The 16,355-nt window shown below is 73.4% G+C and carries 16 protein-coding genes; 11 read left to right on the top strand and 5 right to left on the bottom strand.

Annotated features, from left to right (window positions below; genetic code table 11):
* Window positions 1-62 precede the first annotated feature (62 nt).
* Both ACRB68_RS32355 and ACRB68_RS32350 read left to right on the top strand, forming a co-directional pair.
* Complete coding sequence (locus tag ACRB68_RS32355) at window positions 63-311, top strand: hypothetical protein (RefSeq protein WP_153539124.1); 249 nt, start codon at window positions 63-65, stop codon at window positions 309-311.
* Window positions 311-925, top strand: coding sequence for a DsbA family oxidoreductase (locus tag ACRB68_RS32350; RefSeq protein ID WP_153539122.1), 615 nt, complete (start codon window positions 311-313; stop codon window positions 923-925). Before ACRB68_RS32355 ends, ACRB68_RS32350 begins: the two co-directional genes overlap by 1 nt.
* Window positions 926-1,018: 93 nt before the next feature.
* On the opposite strand, the gene lexA is transcribed toward ACRB68_RS32350, so the two are convergent.
* Window positions 1,019-1,714, bottom strand: a complete 696-nt coding sequence (lexA, locus tag ACRB68_RS32345) for a transcriptional repressor LexA (RefSeq protein WP_194293535.1) — start codon at window positions 1,712-1,714, stop codon at window positions 1,019-1,021.
* Window positions 1,715-1,913: 199 nt separating this feature from the next.
* On the opposite strand from lexA, the gene ACRB68_RS32340 reads away from it, so the two are divergent.
* From ACRB68_RS32340 to ACRB68_RS32330, 3 genes are all read left to right on the top strand, one after another.
* Window positions 1,914-2,426 (top strand): LysM peptidoglycan-binding domain-containing protein, encoded by a 513-nt coding sequence (locus ACRB68_RS32340; protein WP_153539118.1) that lies wholly within the window; start codon window positions 1,914-1,916, stop codon window positions 2,424-2,426.
* A gap of 287 nt (window positions 2,427-2,713) precedes the next feature.
* Window positions 2,714-3,190, top strand: coding sequence for a transcriptional regulator NrdR (gene nrdR / locus ACRB68_RS32335; protein ID WP_328595051.1), 477 nt, complete (start codon window positions 2,714-2,716; stop codon window positions 3,188-3,190).
* 117 nt (window positions 3,191-3,307) lie between these two features.
* Entirely contained in the window at window positions 3,308-6,139 is a 2,832-nt protein-coding gene (locus ACRB68_RS32330; RefSeq protein WP_153539116.1) for a vitamin B12-dependent ribonucleotide reductase, read from the top strand.
* 493 nt (window positions 6,140-6,632) lie between these two features.
* On the opposite strand, the gene ACRB68_RS32325 is transcribed toward ACRB68_RS32330, so the two are convergent.
* Window positions 6,633-7,019, bottom strand: a complete 387-nt coding sequence (locus ACRB68_RS32325) for a winged helix-turn-helix transcriptional regulator (RefSeq protein WP_153539114.1) — start codon at window positions 7,017-7,019, stop codon at window positions 6,633-6,635.
* Between the two features lie 68 nt (window positions 7,020-7,087).
* On the opposite strand from ACRB68_RS32325, the gene ACRB68_RS32320 reads away from it, so the two are divergent.
* On the top strand, window positions 7,088-7,765 hold the full coding sequence (locus ACRB68_RS32320) for a nitroreductase family protein (RefSeq protein WP_153539113.1): 678 nt from the start codon (window positions 7,088-7,090) through the stop codon (window positions 7,763-7,765).
* Window positions 7,766-7,790: 25 nt separating this feature from the next.
* Here ACRB68_RS32320 and ACRB68_RS32315 read toward each other — a convergent pair whose 3' ends face one another.
* Window positions 7,791-9,404, bottom strand: coding sequence for an FAD-dependent monooxygenase (locus tag ACRB68_RS32315; RefSeq protein WP_153539110.1), 1,614 nt, complete (start codon window positions 9,402-9,404; stop codon window positions 7,791-7,793).
* A gap of 96 nt (window positions 9,405-9,500) precedes the next feature.
* On the opposite strand from ACRB68_RS32315, the gene ACRB68_RS32310 reads away from it, so the two are divergent.
* On the top strand, window positions 9,501-10,211 hold the full coding sequence (locus ACRB68_RS32310; protein WP_153539108.1) for a TetR/AcrR family transcriptional regulator: 711 nt from the start codon (window positions 9,501-9,503) through the stop codon (window positions 10,209-10,211).
* A 4-nt stretch (window positions 10,212-10,215) separates the two neighbouring features.
* Here ACRB68_RS32310 and ACRB68_RS32305 read toward each other — a convergent pair whose 3' ends face one another.
* Complete coding sequence (locus ACRB68_RS32305; protein ID WP_153539106.1) at window positions 10,216-11,169, bottom strand: hypothetical protein; 954 nt, start codon at window positions 11,167-11,169, stop codon at window positions 10,216-10,218.
* A 109-nt stretch (window positions 11,170-11,278) separates the two neighbouring features.
* On the opposite strand from ACRB68_RS32305, the gene ACRB68_RS32300 reads away from it, so the two are divergent.
* A complete protein-coding gene (locus tag ACRB68_RS32300) occupies window positions 11,279-11,824 on the top strand; it encodes a hypothetical protein (RefSeq protein ID WP_153539104.1) in 546 nt (181 codons plus the stop codon).
* A gap of 1 nt (window position 11,825) precedes the next feature.
* Window positions 11,826-12,791 (top strand): pirin family protein, encoded by a 966-nt coding sequence (locus ACRB68_RS32295; protein ID WP_153539103.1) that lies wholly within the window; start codon window positions 11,826-11,828, stop codon window positions 12,789-12,791.
* 119 nt (window positions 12,792-12,910) lie between these two features.
* Here the strand turns inward: ACRB68_RS32295 and ACRB68_RS32290 are convergent, their stop codons facing one another.
* A complete protein-coding gene (locus ACRB68_RS32290) occupies window positions 12,911-13,930 on the bottom strand; it encodes an oxygenase MpaB family protein (RefSeq protein ID WP_153539100.1) in 1,020 nt (339 codons plus the stop codon).
* Between the two features lie 91 nt (window positions 13,931-14,021).
* On the opposite strand from ACRB68_RS32290, the gene ACRB68_RS32285 reads away from it, so the two are divergent.
* A complete protein-coding gene (locus ACRB68_RS32285; protein ID WP_328595050.1) occupies window positions 14,022-14,642 on the top strand; it encodes a TetR/AcrR family transcriptional regulator in 621 nt (206 codons plus the stop codon).
* Between the two features lie 458 nt (window positions 14,643-15,100).
* On the top strand, window positions 15,101-16,354 hold the full coding sequence (locus ACRB68_RS32280; protein WP_153539098.1) for a serine hydrolase domain-containing protein: 1,254 nt from the start codon (window positions 15,101-15,103) through the stop codon (window positions 16,352-16,354).
* Window position 16,355: the final 1 nt, after the last annotated feature.

Raw genomic sequence — 16,355 nt, 5'->3', positions numbered from 1 at the left:
CGAGGTTGCACGATCGTTTCCGGAGGGCGGGCCGGCCGTCCTCCGGAAACGAGGAGAGTGCGATGGACGCCCCCGAGGACTTCTGCTCGGTGATCGACCACATCGTGGACGGTCCCGAGACCCAGCGGGAACCGGTGGCGGCCTTCGCCTACCGGCGCTTCGAGCGGGGATCCGACGCCGAGGGCCGCATGGCCGCGATCATGGCCGCCCTGGCGGGGCTGACGGGGAAGGCCGAGCCGCGCATGACGGAGTCGCCGCGCTACCGGGTGGCCCGCGAGGTCACCGCCGGCCCGCAGCGCGTGGACTCCTGATGCTGATCGAGGTCTACGCGGACATCCTGTGCCCGTGGTGCTACATCGGCAAGCGGCGGCTGTCGGCCGCGCTGGCCGGGCTGGAGGAGCGGGTGGAGGTCGTCTGGCGCTCCTTCGAGCTCGGCCCGGACGCCTCCCGAGAGCCCGGCGTCTCGGCGGCCGAGGCGATGCGGGAGTGGTGGGGCGACGAGACGGAGGCGCGGGTCGCCCGGATCCGCTCGCTGGGGGCGGCCGAGGGGCTCGACCTGGCCATGGACAGGGCGCGGCCGGTGAACACCTTCGACGCGCACCGCCTGATCCATCTGGCCACGGAGCGGGGCCTGGGGGACGCCATGGCGGAGCGGCTGCTGCGTGCGTACCACACGGAGGGGTTGAACGTCGCCGACCTGGGCGTTCTTGCCGGGCTTGGCGTGGAGGCGGGTGTGGAGTCCGCTGAGGCGCACGCCGTGCTCAACGGGGACCGGTACGCCGAGCGGGTGCGGGAGGACGAGCGGCGGGGGAGGGCCCGGGGGATCGGCGGGGTGCCGACCCTGGTGATCGCGGAGGGGGCGCCGATGTCGGCCGTGCGGTCGCCGGAGCTGCTGCGGGAGGCCGTGCTGGCGGCTTTGGCGTAGCGGCCGGACATGGCGAAGGGCCCGGTCGCGGCAGGCGCGGCCGGGCCCTTCACCGTGCGTTCTCAGGAGCGCGGCGCGAGAACGCGGGGGGCCTCACATCTTGCGCAGCACGGCGACGACGCGGCCGAGCACCGACGCCTCGTCGCCCGGGATCGGCTCGTAGGCCGCGTTCTGCGGCATCAGCCAGATGTGCCCGTCCTTGCGCTTGAAGGTCTTGACCGTGGCCTCACCGTCGATCATGGCGGCCACGATGTCGCCCTGCTCGGCGACCGGCTGCTGGCGCACCACGACCCAGTCGCCGTCGGCGATGGCGGCCTCGATCATCGAGTCGCCCGACACCTTCAGCAGGAAGTGGGTGCCCTCGCCGACCAGCTGCTTGGGCAGCGTGAACACGTCCTCCACGGCCTCCTCGGCCAGGATCGGGCCACCGGCGGCGATCCGGCCGACCAGCGGCACGTAGGCGGGCGCGGGGCGGGCGCCGGGGTCGGCGGCGGGCGTCTCGAAGGGCTCGTCGTCGGTGCGCACCGGGGTGGCGCCCGGGACGCGCACCTCCACCGCGCGCGGCCGGTTCGGGTCGCGCCGCAGGAAACCCTTGCGCTGCAGGGTGCGCAGCTGGTGCGACACGCTGGAGGTGCTGGTCAGGCCGACCGCCTCGCCGATCTCGCGCATCGACGGCGGGTAGCCGCGCCGGTGCACCGAGTCGCGGATGACCTCCAGCACCATGCGCTGCCGCTGGGTCAGGCCGGTCTCGTCGCTCGGGCCGTCGGGCAGCTCCCGGACCTTGCTCATCGCTCGTCGCCTCCAGACGCGTGGGCCGTCACTCCTTGTCATGGGACGGTATCGCGTTCGAGCCGGATGATCAAACAATTGTTCGAAGTTGGGCCTCGCCATTGCGCGCCGTCCTGTTGTAGAACATCGTACAGACGTTCGATCGAAAATTCATTCGAAGCGCGTCGGTGGTCGGCTGGTCGCGAGGGGGGTGCCGTAGATGTCCGGAACGCGGCGGCACACGGTGGCGTATGGCGCGGCCGGGAGGTGCGGGCCGGCGCGGGCGGCGGGCGGGGCCCGGCGGCCCGTGGCGCGGCGCGTCCGGCTCGCCGACATCGGCCCGGGGGAGATCCGGCGGCCCGCCCCGGCGCGCCCGGCCGCGGCCCGCCCGGCGCCGCCCGCGCGCGAGCCGGCCGGCCTGCGGCTCACCCGGCGCGGGCGTGTGGTGTTGATCTCCTTCGCCGCGGGCGTCCTGCTGCTGATCCTCTGGCTCGCCGCCGGGCACTGGGCGCAGGCCCGGTCCGGCGGTGCGCGGCCGGTGAACGATCAAGCCCCCGGTGGCCCTAAGGTGTACTCCGTCGTCGTCGAGCCAGGCGAGACGCTCTGGGAGATCGCGGTGCGGGCCGACCCGCACGCCGACCCCCGCGTCACCGTCCGCCGCATCACCGACCTCAACGGCCTCTCCGGCTCCATCATCCAGCCCGGGCAGCGGCTGCGCGTGCCCGTGCGCTGAACCGTGCCACGAACCCCTGGCAGGGTGTTCGGGCAGGTCAGGCGGGGTAGTGAAGCAGGCGATCCGGTCGCCGGGAGTGATCGTGTGAGCGCGACACGCCGGGGCCGCGTCCGGCATGGCCGACGTGACCAGGGGGGACGCGCGGACCCCCCGGTTCCAGGTTGCGAAGCCCTCTGCCGAGCCCTACCGTTGACCACAACATCTAGTAGTCACATCGGCAACAGCAGGCACAAATTGTGCCTGCGGTCGGTTCTTGGGAACCGGCGTGTCGGGAGGGAGGGAGCGCGGTGCACTGCCCGTTCTGCCGTAACCCCGACACCAAGGTGATCGACAGCCGCTCCACCGACGACGGCGCCGCCATCCGGCGGCGCCGCTCGTGCCCGGAGTGCGGCAAGCGGTTCACCACCCAGGAGAACGTGCTCCTCATGGTGGCCAAGCGCAGCGGGGTCACCGAGCCGTTCTCCCGCGACAAGATCGTCGCCGGGGTGCGCCGGGCCTGCCAGGGCCGCCCGGTGGGCGAGGACGCGCTCGCCAAGCTCGGCCAGCGGGTCGAGGAGGCGCTGCGCGCGACCGGCGCCGCGGAGATCCCCTCACACGAGGTGGGGCTGGCGATCCTCGGGCCGCTCGGCGAGCTCGACGAGGTCGCCTACCTGCGATTCGCCTCGGTCTACCGGGGCTTCGAGTCGCTGGAGGACTTCGCGCGGGAGATAGAGGCACTGCGGCGGGCCGGTTCCGCGGAGGAACCCGCCCCGCCGCCGCACTGACGCGCAACTGCACAGGCATTCGACACATTTCACAGCGCCCCGGACGGCATGGGCCGGCGGTGGGCGGGGTTGTACCTGAACAGGGCCCGGCGGGAGGGCCCGGAGGGGGAAGAGGCGATGACGGAGACGGTGAGCTCGGCGGCCCGGCGCGGCAAGGGGGGCCGCAAGGGGCTGAAGATGGAGCGGATCTTCACCACGCCCGGCGTGCACCCGTACGACGAGATCCGCTGGGAGCGTCGTGACGTGGTCATGACCAACTGGCGGGACGGCTCGGTCAACTTCGAGCAGCGCGGGGTGGAGTTCCCCGACTTCTGGTCGCTGAACGCCGTCAACATCGTGACGTCCAAGTACTTCCGCGGCGCCGTCGGCACGCCGGCCCGCGAGTGGAGCCTGAAGCAGCTCATCGACCGGGTCGTGCGGATGTACGTCGGCACCGGCCGCGAGCACGGCTACTTCGCCACGCCCGAGGACGCCGAGATCTTCGAGCACGAGCTGACCTACGCGCTCGCGCACCAGATGTTCAGCTTCAACTCGCCGGTCTGGTTCAACGTCGGCACCAAGTCGCCGCAGCAGGTCTCGGCCTGCTTCATCCTCTCGGTCGACGACACGATGGAGTCGATCCTGGACTGGTACAAGGAGGAGGGGATCATCTTCAAGGGCGGGTCGGGCGCCGGCCTGAACCTGTCGCGGATCCGCTCGTCCAAGGAGCTGCTGTCGTCCGGCGGCACCGCCAGCGGCCCGGTGTCGTTCATGCGCGGCGCCGACGCCTCCGCCGGGACGATCAAGTCGGGCGGCGCCACCCGCCGCGCCGCCAAGATGGTCGTGCTGGACGTCGACCACCCCGACATCGCCGAGTTCATCGAGACCAAGGCCCGCGAAGAGGACAAGATCCGGGCCCTGCGCGACGCCGGGTTCGACATGGACCTCGGCGGCAAGGACATCGGCAGCGTCCAGTACCAGAACGCCAACAACTCCGTCCGCGTCTCCGACGAGTTCATGCGCGCGGTGGAGACCGACGGCGAGTTCGCGCTGCGCGCCCGGATGACCGGCGAGGTCGTGGAGACCGTCAAGGCCAAGGAGCTGTTCCGGCTCATGGCCAAGGCCGCCTGGGAGTGCGCCGACCCCGGCATCCAGTACGACGACGTCATCAACGACTGGCACACCAACCCCGAGACGGGCCGCATCACCGCGTCCAACCCGTGCTCGGAGTACATGTCGCTGGACAACTCCTCCTGCAACCTGGCCAGCATCAACCTGCTGAAGTTCCTCGGCGCGGGCAACGTCTTCGACACCGAGCGCTTCGTCAAGCTCACCGAGCTGGTCATCACGGCGATGGACATCTCCATCACCTTCGCCGACTTCCCGACCGAGCCGATCGCGCGGACCACCCGCGACTACCGCCAGCTCGGCATCGGCTACGCCAACCTCGGCGCGCTGCTGATGGCCACCGGCCACGCCTACGACTCCGACGGCGGCCGCGGCCTCGCCGCCGCGATCACCTCGCTGATGACCGGCGTCGCCTACCGCCGCTCCGCCGAGATCGCCGGCGTCGTCGGCCCGTACGCCGGCTACGCCCGCAACGCCGAGGCGCACAAGCGCGTCATGCGCAAGCACGCCGCCGCCAACGACGAGATCCGCCCGCTGGACGAGATGGACAAGTCCATCGTCGCCGCGGCGACCCGGCAGTGGCAGGAGTGCCTGAAGGCCGGCGAGAAGCACGGCTACCGCAACGCCCAGGCGTCGCTGCTCGCGCCGACCGGCACCATCGGCCTGATGATGGACTGCGACACCACCGGCATCGAGCCCGACCTGGCGCTGGTGAAGTTCAAGAAGCTCGTCGGCGGCGGCTCGATGCAGATCGTCAACCACACGGTGCCGCGCGCCCTGGACAAGCTCGGCTACCAGCAGGAGCAGATCGAGGCGATCGTCGAGTACATCTCCGAGAACGGCCACGTCGTGGACGCCCCGGGCCTTCGCCCCGAGCACTACGAGGTGTTCGACTGCGCGATGGGCGAGCGGGCGATCAGCCCGATGGGGCACGTGCGGATGATGGCGGCCGTCCAGCCGTTCCTGTCCGGCGCGATCTCCAAGACCGTCAACATGCCCGAGCAGGCCACCATCGAGGACATCGAGAAGGTCTACTACGAGGGCTGGAAGCTCGGCCTGAAGGCGCTGGCGATCTACCGCGACAACTGCAAGGTCGGCCAGCCGCTGTCGGCCGCGGGCAAGAAGGAGGAGCCGAAGGCCGCCGCCGCCCCGGCCGCGCCGGCCGAGGTGCGCCCGGTCCGCCGCCGGCTGCCCAAGCAGCGCCCGGCGACCGTCACCCGCTTCTCCGTCGCGGGCGCCGAGGGCTACATGACGGCCTCGTCCTACCCCGACGACGGCCTCGGCGAGGTCTTCCTCAAGCTCGGCAAGCAGGGCTCCACCCTGGCCGGCGTGATGGACGCCTTCTCCATGGCCATCTCCATCAGCCTCCAGTACGGCGTGCCGCTGGAGACCTGGGTGGAGAAGTTCACCAACATGCGCTTCGAGCCCGCCGGCATGACCGACGACCCCGACATCCGCATGGCCACCTCGGTGATGGACTACATCTTCCGCCGCCTCGCGCTGGACAACATGCCGTTCGAGCAGCGCGCCGAGCTCGGCATCTTCACCGCCGAGGAGCGGGCGATGCAGGCCAACGGCGAGGACCCGGCGACGCTGCACGCCGACAACCAGGTCGAGCACGACATGCTCGCCCAGTCGGCGCCGATCGCCGCCCCGGCCGCACCGGCCCCGGCCGCCCCGGCGCAGGCCCCGGGCGCGGCGCGCTCGTCGATGGAGGTCATCGAGAGCCGCCAGGGCCGCACCGCCGACGCGCCGCTCTGCATGACCTGCGGCACGAAGATGCGCCCGGCCGGCAGCTGCTACGTCTGCGAGGGCTGCGGTTCCACCAGCGGCTGCAGCTGAAAGTGAGCACCACCCGGGCGTGAAACGCCTGGTCAGAGCGGGGAGTCCGGCGGCGGGCCGGCTCCCCGCTCTTGCCGTGCCGCAGGCGCCGCGTCGCCCGGCCGGCTTGACCACGCCGGGCAGGCCCTTGCCGAGGGCATCCCGCCCGACTCCGCCGAGGCCGTCCCCGTCCTCGATCGCATCATCGCGCCCGACACCCCCACAGCGCAGCGGGCCCGCATCCTTGAACAACTGGAGACGTTCGTCGACGCCCGGGTGGAGCGGTACTGGCAGCTACTGGCGATCATCAACGGCCGGCTGCCCCAGCCGCCGGCGGTCCCCGGCTCCGAATGGCTGATCGCCGCCCTCCGCGCCGACGGCAGGACCCGGAAGACCGCACCTTCGGAATGAGTGCGCTGCCCCAGGAGCCCGATCGGCGCCTGCCGGGGGCGAGGGGTGCGGGCGTGCGCCGGCACCCGCCCGCGTCAGGCCCGCTGTTCTCCGGGGCGGCCGCTCAGCCGGTTTCCCCGGCCACCCGGGCGCGGGCGCGTTCGATCTCGTTGATGTGCGTCTCCGTCCACCGGCGGAGCGCGGCGATCGGCTCGGCGAGGCTGCGGCCGAGCTCGGTCAGGTCGTAGTCGACCCGGGGCGGGACGGTGGGGTGCACCCGGCGGGAGACGAACCCGTCGGCCTCGAGGCCGCGCAGCGTCTGGGTGAGCATCTTCTGCGACACGCCCTCGATGCGGCGGTACAGGTCGGTATAGCGCTGGGTGCCCTCGGTGAGGGCGTCCACGACCAGGATGGTCCACTTGCCGGAGATGTGGTCGATGACCTGGCGGGTCGGGCACTTCGCGGAGTAGACGTCGGCCGGCAGCCCGGACGATTCCACGGTGGTCTTCATGCGGGGAGGGTAACGCACTTTCAGGTGCCCTCTTCCTGAAAGAGAGTGACTCTCTAATAGTTAGTGGCATGACGAGTCCCACGATGTCCGTCGCGGAGGCCATCCGCACCCGCCGCACCGTCCGCCACTATCTGCCCGACCCGGTCCCGCGGGACGCGCTCGACGCGCTCCTCGATCTCGCCGTCGAGGCCCCCAGCAGCTGGAACCTCCAGGACCGCTCGATCGTGGCGGTGACCGGGGACGAGGGCCGCGCGGGGCTGGCCTGGGCCACCGGGGGCCAGCCGCAGCCGCAGGAGGCCCCGGTCGTCCTGGTCTTCGTCGCCGAGCCGCAGTCCTGGCGCGACGACCACGGCGACGTCCACGAGCAGGCGCGGCGGAGCGGGGCGTGGAGCGAGGAGTTCGCCGCGATGTTCGCCGCCGCGTCGCGGGAGTTCCAGCAGGACCTGGACCGCCGCGGCCTGCTCCGCGAGTACGCGGTCAAGGACGCCATGATCGCGGCCTCCTTCGTGATGCTCGCCGCCACGGAGCTGGGCCTGGCGACCTCGCCCATGAACGGCTGGGACGAGGCGAAGGTGAAGAAGGTGATCGGGATCGGCGACCGGGACGACCTGGCCATCGCGCTGCTGATGTCGGTCGGGTACCCGGCGGAGGAGCGGCGCCACCCGGGCCGGCGCGCCCGGGAGCGCAACGTCTTCCACGAAGCGCACGGGGTCCGCGCGGCGGAGGACGGCGCGCGCCGGGAGTGAGGCCCTCGGCCCGTGTCCCGGAGTGTCAGCGGCCGGCCGTGCGCGCCAGGACGCGGTCGAGGGCGGTCGCCAGGGCGGCGGCGGGGTTCTCCGTCATGGCGGGGGAGCGCCAGGCGACGAAACCGTCGGGACGGACCAGGAGCGCGCCGTCGGCTTCGAGGCCGGCGACGTGCGGCCACCGGCCCTCGGTGTCGTGGACGATGCGGTGTGCGGCGAGGCCCGCGCCGAGGCCGCGCGCGGCCTGGACCCAGCCGTCGCCGGCGGGGCCGGTGAGCACGGTGAAACGTGATTCCAGCAGGTCCAGGGTGGAGACGCGGCGGCCGTCGCGCTCCAGCCAGACGTGGGGGACGCGGGAGCCGGGGGAGCCGTCCAGGGCGGGTTCCACGTCCTCGGCCGAAGGCAGGTCCGGCCGCGGATCGATGATCGCTGCGGAGTCGTAGCGGTAGCCGAGCTGCACGACCGGCGCGTTCAGCACCCCGGCCGCGGCGCGCGCGGCCGCCACCTCCGGCCCGGAACCCCAGTGCAGGCGCGGGTCGGGCAGGCGCCGCATCGCCTGGTCCAGGGTCAGCGCCGCGACCGGGCGCCGCTCGGCCTCGTAGGTGGTCAGGAGGGCGGGGCCGGCGCGGCCGTCCAGGACGGCGGCCAGCTTCCACGCCAGGTTGTGCGCGTCGGCGACGCCGGTGTTCATGCCGAACGCGCCGAGGGGCGGGACGGCGTGGGCGGCGTCCCCGGCCAGGAACACCCGGCCGTCCTGGAAGCGGTCGGCGAGCAGGCCCCGCACCCGCCAGGGCAGGACGCTGAGCACCTCCACGTCGAGACCGGGGTCGCCGATCGCGGCGCGGACCAGCTCGCGGCAGCGCCCGGGCGTGAAGTCCGCCGGGGACGCGCCCGCCTCGGGGTCGTAGGCGACGTGGAAGGTCCACTCCTTCTCCCCGTCCACGGTCAGCAGCATGCCGGGGGAGGCGGGGGTGGTGATGTCGCACCCGACGAACGAGCGGCCCTGGGTGTAGGGGGTGAGATCGGCCCGGAACAGGATGTTCATCTTGGGGGTGCCGAGCGCGCCGGGGCCGGTCGTGCCGATGCCGAGCGCGTCGCGGACGCCGCTGCGCGCGCCGTCGGCGGCCACCAGGTAGGACGCCCGGACGACCTGGGTGCCGGCGGGGCCGGCGAGGGTCGCGGTGACGCCGTCCGCGTCCTGCTTGAAGGACACCAGCCGGGTCGAGTACCGCACGTCCGCGCCGCGTGCGGTCGCCTCCCGCAGCAGCACCGCGTCCAGCCGGTTCTGCGGGCAGGTGCCGCGCAGCGCGCCCGGGCTGACCCTGCCGTACGCCTGCGCGACCTGGTGGGGACGCGGCGGGGGCTCGGGCAGGACGGCCTGGGCGAGCGTCTCGGCGGAGATCTTGCCGAGGTTGCCCGCGGACATGTCGACGGCCACGGCGTTCACCGCGTCCTCGATGCCGACCTCGCGGAGGAACTCCACGGTGCGCGGGCCGACGCCGGTGGCGCGGGGGTGGACCGAGGGGCCGTCCTGGCCTTCCGCGACCAGGGGCGCGACGCCGTGGTGGGCCAGGAACAGCGCAGTGGACAGGCCGACCGTGCCGCCGCCGGCGATCAGGACGGGGACGTGGACCTCGGACATGGCTCCTCCTTGTGGCTACATCGTTCTCATTGCGGCTACACCGTAGCCAGATGGGTACGATGTACGCAATGCCGAGACCGACAAGGGAGGACCGCGATGGCCGACCCGGCGCAGGAACCGGGCCTGGTGTGGACCAGGGACCGGCGCACGCCGCGCCGCCGCGCCCCGGGCGTGGAGCAGATCGTGGCGCGGGCCGTCGCCATCGCCGACGCCGAGGGCGCGGGCGCGCTGTCGATGCGGCGGGTCGCCGCCGACCTCGGCTCCGGCACCGCCTCGCTCTACCGGTACGTGGCCGGCCGGGACGAGCTGCTGGACCTGATGGTCGACGCGGTGCGGGGCGAGGACGCGCCGCCGCCCCCGACCGGCGACTGGCGGCACGACCTGGCGGACGTCGCGCGGCGGCTGCGGGCCGCCCTGCTCCGCCATCCCTGGCTCGGCCCTGAGCTCACCGGGCGCCCGGCCCTCGGCCCGAACTCGCTCCGCCAGGCCGACGCGGCGCTCGGCGCCGCCGCCGCGCTCACCCCGGACGCCACCCTCGCCTCCTGCGCCGTCGACACGGTGGCGGCGTACGTCCTCGGCGCGGTCGCGGGGGAGCTCGCCGAGGCGCAGGCGCAGCGGCGCACCGGCCTGACCGAGGACGAGTGGCGGGCGAGCGTCGGCCCCTACATCCGCAAGGTCGTCGAAAGCGGCGACTACCCGCACTTCGCGCGCCGGGTCGTCGACGCCGAGGACCCCGACGCCACCGAGCGCTTCGAGTTCGGCCTCGCCTGCGTGCTCGACGGCTTGGCGGCCCGGCTGGGGGATTGAGCGCCTACCCGCAGGCGGTGCAGGGCCTGCGGGTGCGGCGGGCGAAGGCGACCGTGGCGATGGCCAGGCCGACGCCCCAGAGGAGATAGCCGGGGACGGCCAGCCAGAAGAAGGTCTCGGGCAGGGCGAGACCGCCGTCGGGCGGGAAGGGGTTCCGGCCCTGCAGCCGCTCGGAGATCATCTGGAGCTGCATCAGGCCGAAGTAGACGATCAGCCCGGCCGAGACGCCGGCCGCGGGCCACAGCACCAGTGGGCGCGGGACGCGGCGCCCGCCCGTCAGCGGCCAGACGCGTCCCCAGGAGTGCACCAGCGCGAGGGGGAGCACGATGCCCGCGAGCAGGAAACCGGCCTCGAACAGCAGCGGCGCGGCGGCGGCCTCGACGAGCCTGCCGCCGTCGAAGGCGAGCTGCGCGGCGAGCCGCGCCAGGCAGCCCGCCACGGCCAGGTAGGCGGCCCACCATGCCCAGGCGGGCGTGCGCCGGTCGATCGGCGCGGGCGCGGTCTTCCCGCAGGTGAGGCAGGCGCCCCGGGCCCGGCGCCGGAACGACAGCGCCGCCAGGCCGACCGCGGCCCCCATGCCCGCGCAGGCCGCGCGGCTGGCCGCGCCCAGCGGGTAGAACCGCACGCCGACGCCGGGCAGGAGCAGGCCGACGACGTCCAGCAGGAGCATGGCGCTGGACGCGACGAGGGCGAGGCCGACCGCCCACGCGGCGAACGGCAGCACCCGGCGGCCCGGACCGCCGGCCGGCGCGGCCAGCAGGACGGCCGACACCAGGGCGGCCGCCGCGCACAGGCCGACCGAGGCCCAGCCGGTGAAGGCGACGAGGTCGTACCCGACCGGCGACATGCGGTCCGGCATGTGACCGGATTGCCAGTATCCCCGGACCGCCCCATAGAGGACGGCCCAGAGCAGGGCGATGCCCGCGAGGCGCCGGTGCGGAATGGCGGTGAGCGTCATACCTGGCGAGTGTCCGGAAAACGCGCGCGCCGGGCCTCACCAGCGGAGGGGAGACGCCTCCCCCGCCCGGGGGAAGCGCCGGAGCGGCGGGGGACCGAGGCTTCCGATCATGAACGGTTCATCGGCCGCGCGGCGGTTCGCGGGGTACGGGGCGGCCCTGGCGATGTCCTGCTACCTGTCGGTCAAGATCGGCTGGGTGGCCCTGGTGCTGCTCGGGCACGCCGCGCCGGGGATGAGGAGGGCCGAGTGGGCGGTCCTGAACGGCGTCACGGCCGTGATGGCGACGCTGGGCGTCGCGCTCGTGCTCGCGCAGCCGTTGGGACGGCGCATCCCCGCGCCGCCGCTGCTGCTGGGCGACTTCGGGTTCGGCGCGCTCCTGGCGGCCGGGTCCGGCTGGGCGCTCACGTCTCGCCGCGCCCTGCCGACGGGCATACCGGTGACGATCGGGTTCGTGACATCGGGGATGCTGTTCGCGTGGAGCGCCTGGAAGCTGCCGCTGGCGTTGCTGCGTCCCGGGGGCTACGCGCCGCCCGAGCACCTGGCCGTGGCGGTCGTCGAGCACGGGCTGGGCATCGGCGCGGGCGTCGCGCTTCTGCGCCTCCTCCTCAAGACCGTCCGCGCACGCGCGGCGGGGGTGGACGATCGGAGAACATGAGATGAGCGACCTTGAAGTGCGGCCCGTCCCGGTGGAGTGCGGAGGCCGGGAGGACGTCACGGCCGCCCCGGTGCACGAGCTGCTCAAGCCGCGGCGGATGCCGCTCGGCGAGAGCACGGTCGTGCGGCGGCTGCTGCCGAGCCTCGGCCGGCGGATGGTGGGCGCCTGGTGCTTCGTGGACCACTACGGCCCCGACGACATCGCGGGCGAACCCGGCATGCAGGTGCCGCCGCACCCGCACATCGGGCTGCAGACGGTGAGCTGGCTGCACGGCGGCGAGGTGCTGCACCGCGACAGCCTGGGCAGCCTGCAGACCGTCCGGCCGAGGGAGCTCGGGCTGATGACGGCGGGCCGGGCCATCTCCCACTCGGAGGAGTCGCCCCGGGACCACGCGCCGATCCTGCACGGCGCCCAGCTCTGGGTGGCGCTGCCGGACGAGCACCGCGGCACCGCGCCCGCCTTCGAGCACCATGCGGACCTGCCCCGCCTTTCCCGGCCCGGGTTCGAGGCCACGGTCATCCTCGGCGAGCTGGCCGGGGCCCGCTCGCCCGGCACGGCGTTCACCCCGATCGTCGGCGCCGACCTGGCGCTCGCCGACGGGGCCGAGGCCCGGCTGCCGGTGGAGCCGGACTTCGAGTACGCGGTCCTGACGATGTCGGGCCTGACCGAGGTCGACGGCGTGCGGCTGGAGCCCGGCTCGATGCTCTACCTCGGCTGCGGCCGCCGCGAGCTGGCGCTGCGGGCGCACGGCGACAGCGGCCTGATCCTGCTCGGCGGCGAGCCGTTCGAGGAGAGGCTCGTGATGTGGTGGAACTTCGTCGGCCGGTCGGGGGAGGAGATCGCGCAGGCCCGCGCCGACTGGATGGCGGGCGACCGCTTCGGCACCGTGCGCGGATACGACGGCGCCCCGCTCCGCGCGCCCGCCCTCCCGCCGACCCCGCTGAAGCCCCGCGGCCGCACCCGCTGACGCCGGGTGCGACCCCGCCGCTTCCCGCGCCTGCGATCACCCCGGATCCGCACGGCCGAGCGCTTCCTGCGCGGAGGCCCGGGGACTGGACTCCGGCGGTCCCCACGCCCGTGGGTGGTTCAAGCCAGGGCTTCGGCCTCTTCACGGGTGCGGGCCGGGTCGGTGCCCGGCACGTAAGCGGGGTCGGTGGGGACGGCGGTGGTGCCCGCGGCGACCCGGGCCTGGGCCTGCCGGAACTCCTCGATCGGGCCGGTGGCGGCGTAGACGCCGTTGAGGAGCAGCCGGAGGGCGGTGCGGCGGGCCCGCAGCTCGACGGGGTTGGGCGGGCGGTGCATGACCATGGTGGCGGCCCAGCCCGGCAGGGTGTCGCGGACGGCCCAGTCCATGAACGGGCCGGTGAGCAGGGTGGTGGGGACGTCGCGGAGGTTGGGGCCGGTGCGGGCCGCCTGGCCGTGGGTGAGCGCCAGGCAGGGCAGGTGCGCCCTCAGGCATTCGAGGGTCTCGGCCTTGGTGGTGGGCAGGTCGGTCCCGCCGAGGGCGTGGCCGACGCGCACGAACTCGCCGTAGTAGCGGTCCAGGTCCTTCCCGCGTAGCGGGCGGGGGTGGTAGCGCTCGTGGGCGGTGGCCAGCCCCCATACGACGGTGGCGTAGTTCCAGCGCAGCCACTGGGGGTCGTCGGCGTCATAGGCCAGGCCGTCGGGACGGGTGCCCTTGACGGTGTGGTGCATGGCGCGCACGGTCCGGGCGAGGCGTTCGGCGGTCGCGGTGGAGCCGTAGGCGGTGCCGATGAAGAACGACAGGGAGTGCCCGAACCGGATGGCGGCCCCTTCCGGGTCGATCCCGCCGACGGGTCTTCCGTCGCCGTCCTTGGTGACGATCCGGGAGTGCTGGACGCCCATCCAGTAGATGCTGGGGTCCAGCCCTTCCAGGTAGGCCGCGCACGCCAGCCCGAAGGACAGGAGCGGGGTGTGGGAGTGCACGTGCCACACCGCGCTGCCGGGGCCGAACCAGCCCGGGTCGCCCTCGGGCCCGGCGAACTCCAGCCCCCGGAAGAAGCGGGATCTGACCTGGGTGTCGAAGTGGCCGTCGAACCGTCCGGCGATCGACCGGACGAGTGCGCGGTGGGGCAGGGGGACCATGCCGACTCCCTACTCTGGCTACAGGTGTGTCCAGAGTAGGGCATTTCTGGCCACGGGTGTAGCCAGAATGAGGCCGGGATAGGGTGGGCCGGTGGCGAGCGACGCAAGGACCGCGGCGACCCGGTGGGCCGGCATGCCGCTGGCCGCCCGGCGCGAGGAGCGCCGGGCCCGGCTGGTGGAGGCGGCGTTCGAGCTGTTCGGCACCCAGGGCGAGGCGGGGGTGTCGGTCCGCGCGGTGTGCCGGGCCTGCGGCCTGCACGCCCGCTACTTCTACGAGAGCTTCGCCGACACCGGCCAGCTCCTCGGCGCGGTCTACGACACGGTCGCCGCCGAGCTGTCCGGCCGCCTCCTGGCGGCCCTGGCGGCGGCCGGCGACGACCGGGCGGTACGGGTCCGGGCCGGCATCCGCACCGTGCTGGACTTCAGCTCGGCCGACCCGCGCCGGGGCCGGGTGCTGTTCACCGAGGCCCGCGCCAACCCCGTGCTGGCCGCCCGCCGCCAGGCCGCCCAGACCGCGCTGATGGACGAGGTCCTGCACGAGGAGACGCGCACCCGCCCCGCCGTCGACCCCCGCCTGGCCCGGGTGAGCGCCGCGATGTTCACCGGCGCGATGGTGGAACTGGCCCAGCAGTGGCTGTCGGGCACCCTGGGCGACGACCTGGACGCCGTCGTCGACCACGCCGCCCGGCAGCTGGCACCGCACGTGGCGTAGGGCCTGGCCTGGCCACGACAGATTCAGCGGCGGCTTGTGCTCATGCGGGGGTGTGCAGCTGTCGGGCAGCCTGGGTGATGGCCCGGTCGCCGTTGTCGGTTACGCCGTCTATTGGCCGGCACCCCACGTCCTGTTGGGCTGGCCTGGTCATGGGAGATTCGGTGGCGGCTTGTGCTCATGCGGGGGTGTGTGGCTGTCGGGCGGCTCGGGGGATGGCCTGGACGTCGTCGTCGGCTACACCACCCGGCCGATGGCGCCGCACGTGGCGTGAAGCCGGATCGGTAGGCAAGGCCTCAGCGGAGATTTCTGCGGCGGTTCAAGGTCATGTTGGGGATCGGGGCGTATCGCGGGCGTATCGGAAAACGCATACGCCGCGGCAACGGCCCTTCGTCTTCAGTGGGGCCATGGACCGCAGCGCATCGACGGCCGGTCCCCTCGCTCGGGAAAGGGCTGTGATCATGGATTTGGATTCCGCACGCGGCATCGATCGGCGGCGGCTGCTCGGGTGGGGCGGGCTGACGGCCGCCGGAGTGGCGGCGGCCGCCACGCCGCTGGTGGGCGCCCGGCCCGGTCACGCCGAACCGGCCGGCCCTGACGTGGTCCCGCCCGACACGCGGCCTGGCGGGGCCTACGACCGGTACGTGGCGAAGCTGGCCGCCGAGGGCAGATTCTCCGGCGTGGTGCTGCTGTCGCACCGGGGGCGGACGGTGCTGTCGCGCAGCTACGGCATGGCCGACAAGGAGAAGGGCGTTCCCAACGGCGAGGACATCGCGTTCAGTCTCAGCTCGGCGGGCAAGCCGTTCCACGCGGTGGCCATCCTGCAGCTGGCTCAGCAGGGCAAACTGCGGTTGTCGGACACGGTGGGCACCCACCTGAAGGACTACGCCAAGGACATCGCCGAGAAGGTGACCGTCCACCACATGCTCACCGGCACGTCCGGGCTGAAGACCCCGGACGAGGACGTGCAGCGCGTCTTCCAGAGCCGGGAGGAGGTGCACGAGTTCTACGAGCGGTGGGCCCGGCAGGCGACGCCGGAGGCCCCTCCCGGCACACCCAGCGACCATTCCGGCGCCGATGTCGCCATCCCCGCGCAGATCATCGAAGCCGTGTCCGGCCAGAGCTACTGGGACTACGTCCAGGAGAACATCTTCAAGCGCTGCGGCATGACCGGTTCGGGCTTCTACACCAGGCCGCAGTGGCTGACGGACCGGCACATCGCGCACCCGTACATGGAGCTGGCCGACGGCAGCGTGGTGGACGCGGTCCGCAACCTGGACAAGGGCAGTCCGCACCAGTACGAAGCGGGCAAGAATCCAGGCCGCGCCTTCATCGACGCCCCCGGGGACGGCGGCTTCGTCACGGCGCCGGACCTGGTCCGCTTCGCCCGCGCGCTGGGCGACGGCACGCTGCTGGACCGGCACTACGCCGAACTGCTCACCGGACCCAAGCTTCCCCTCCTCCCTCAGGGCGGCGGCGCCCTGGCCCGCCGGACGGCCCCCGCCGACGCGGGGTTCGGGGCGTACCAGATACCGGTCAGCCTCGTCAGCGGCCAGTGGGTGTGGAACCGGGCCGGCGCCAATCCCGGTGTCGGCGCCAGCTGGACCATCTACCCCGACACCGGCTGGGTCGGCGTCATCCTCGTCAACTCCGACGGCGTGCCGCTGTGGGAGATCGTCGAGCAGGAGTCCCAGGCCGTCATCGGCCGGCGCTGAC

Source organism: Actinomadura macrotermitis (assembly GCF_009604375.1).
Lineage (GTDB): Bacteria > Actinomycetota > Actinomycetes > Streptosporangiales > Streptosporangiaceae > Spirillospora > Spirillospora macrotermitis.
This window is presented reverse-complemented; position numbering and strand designations above follow the sequence as displayed.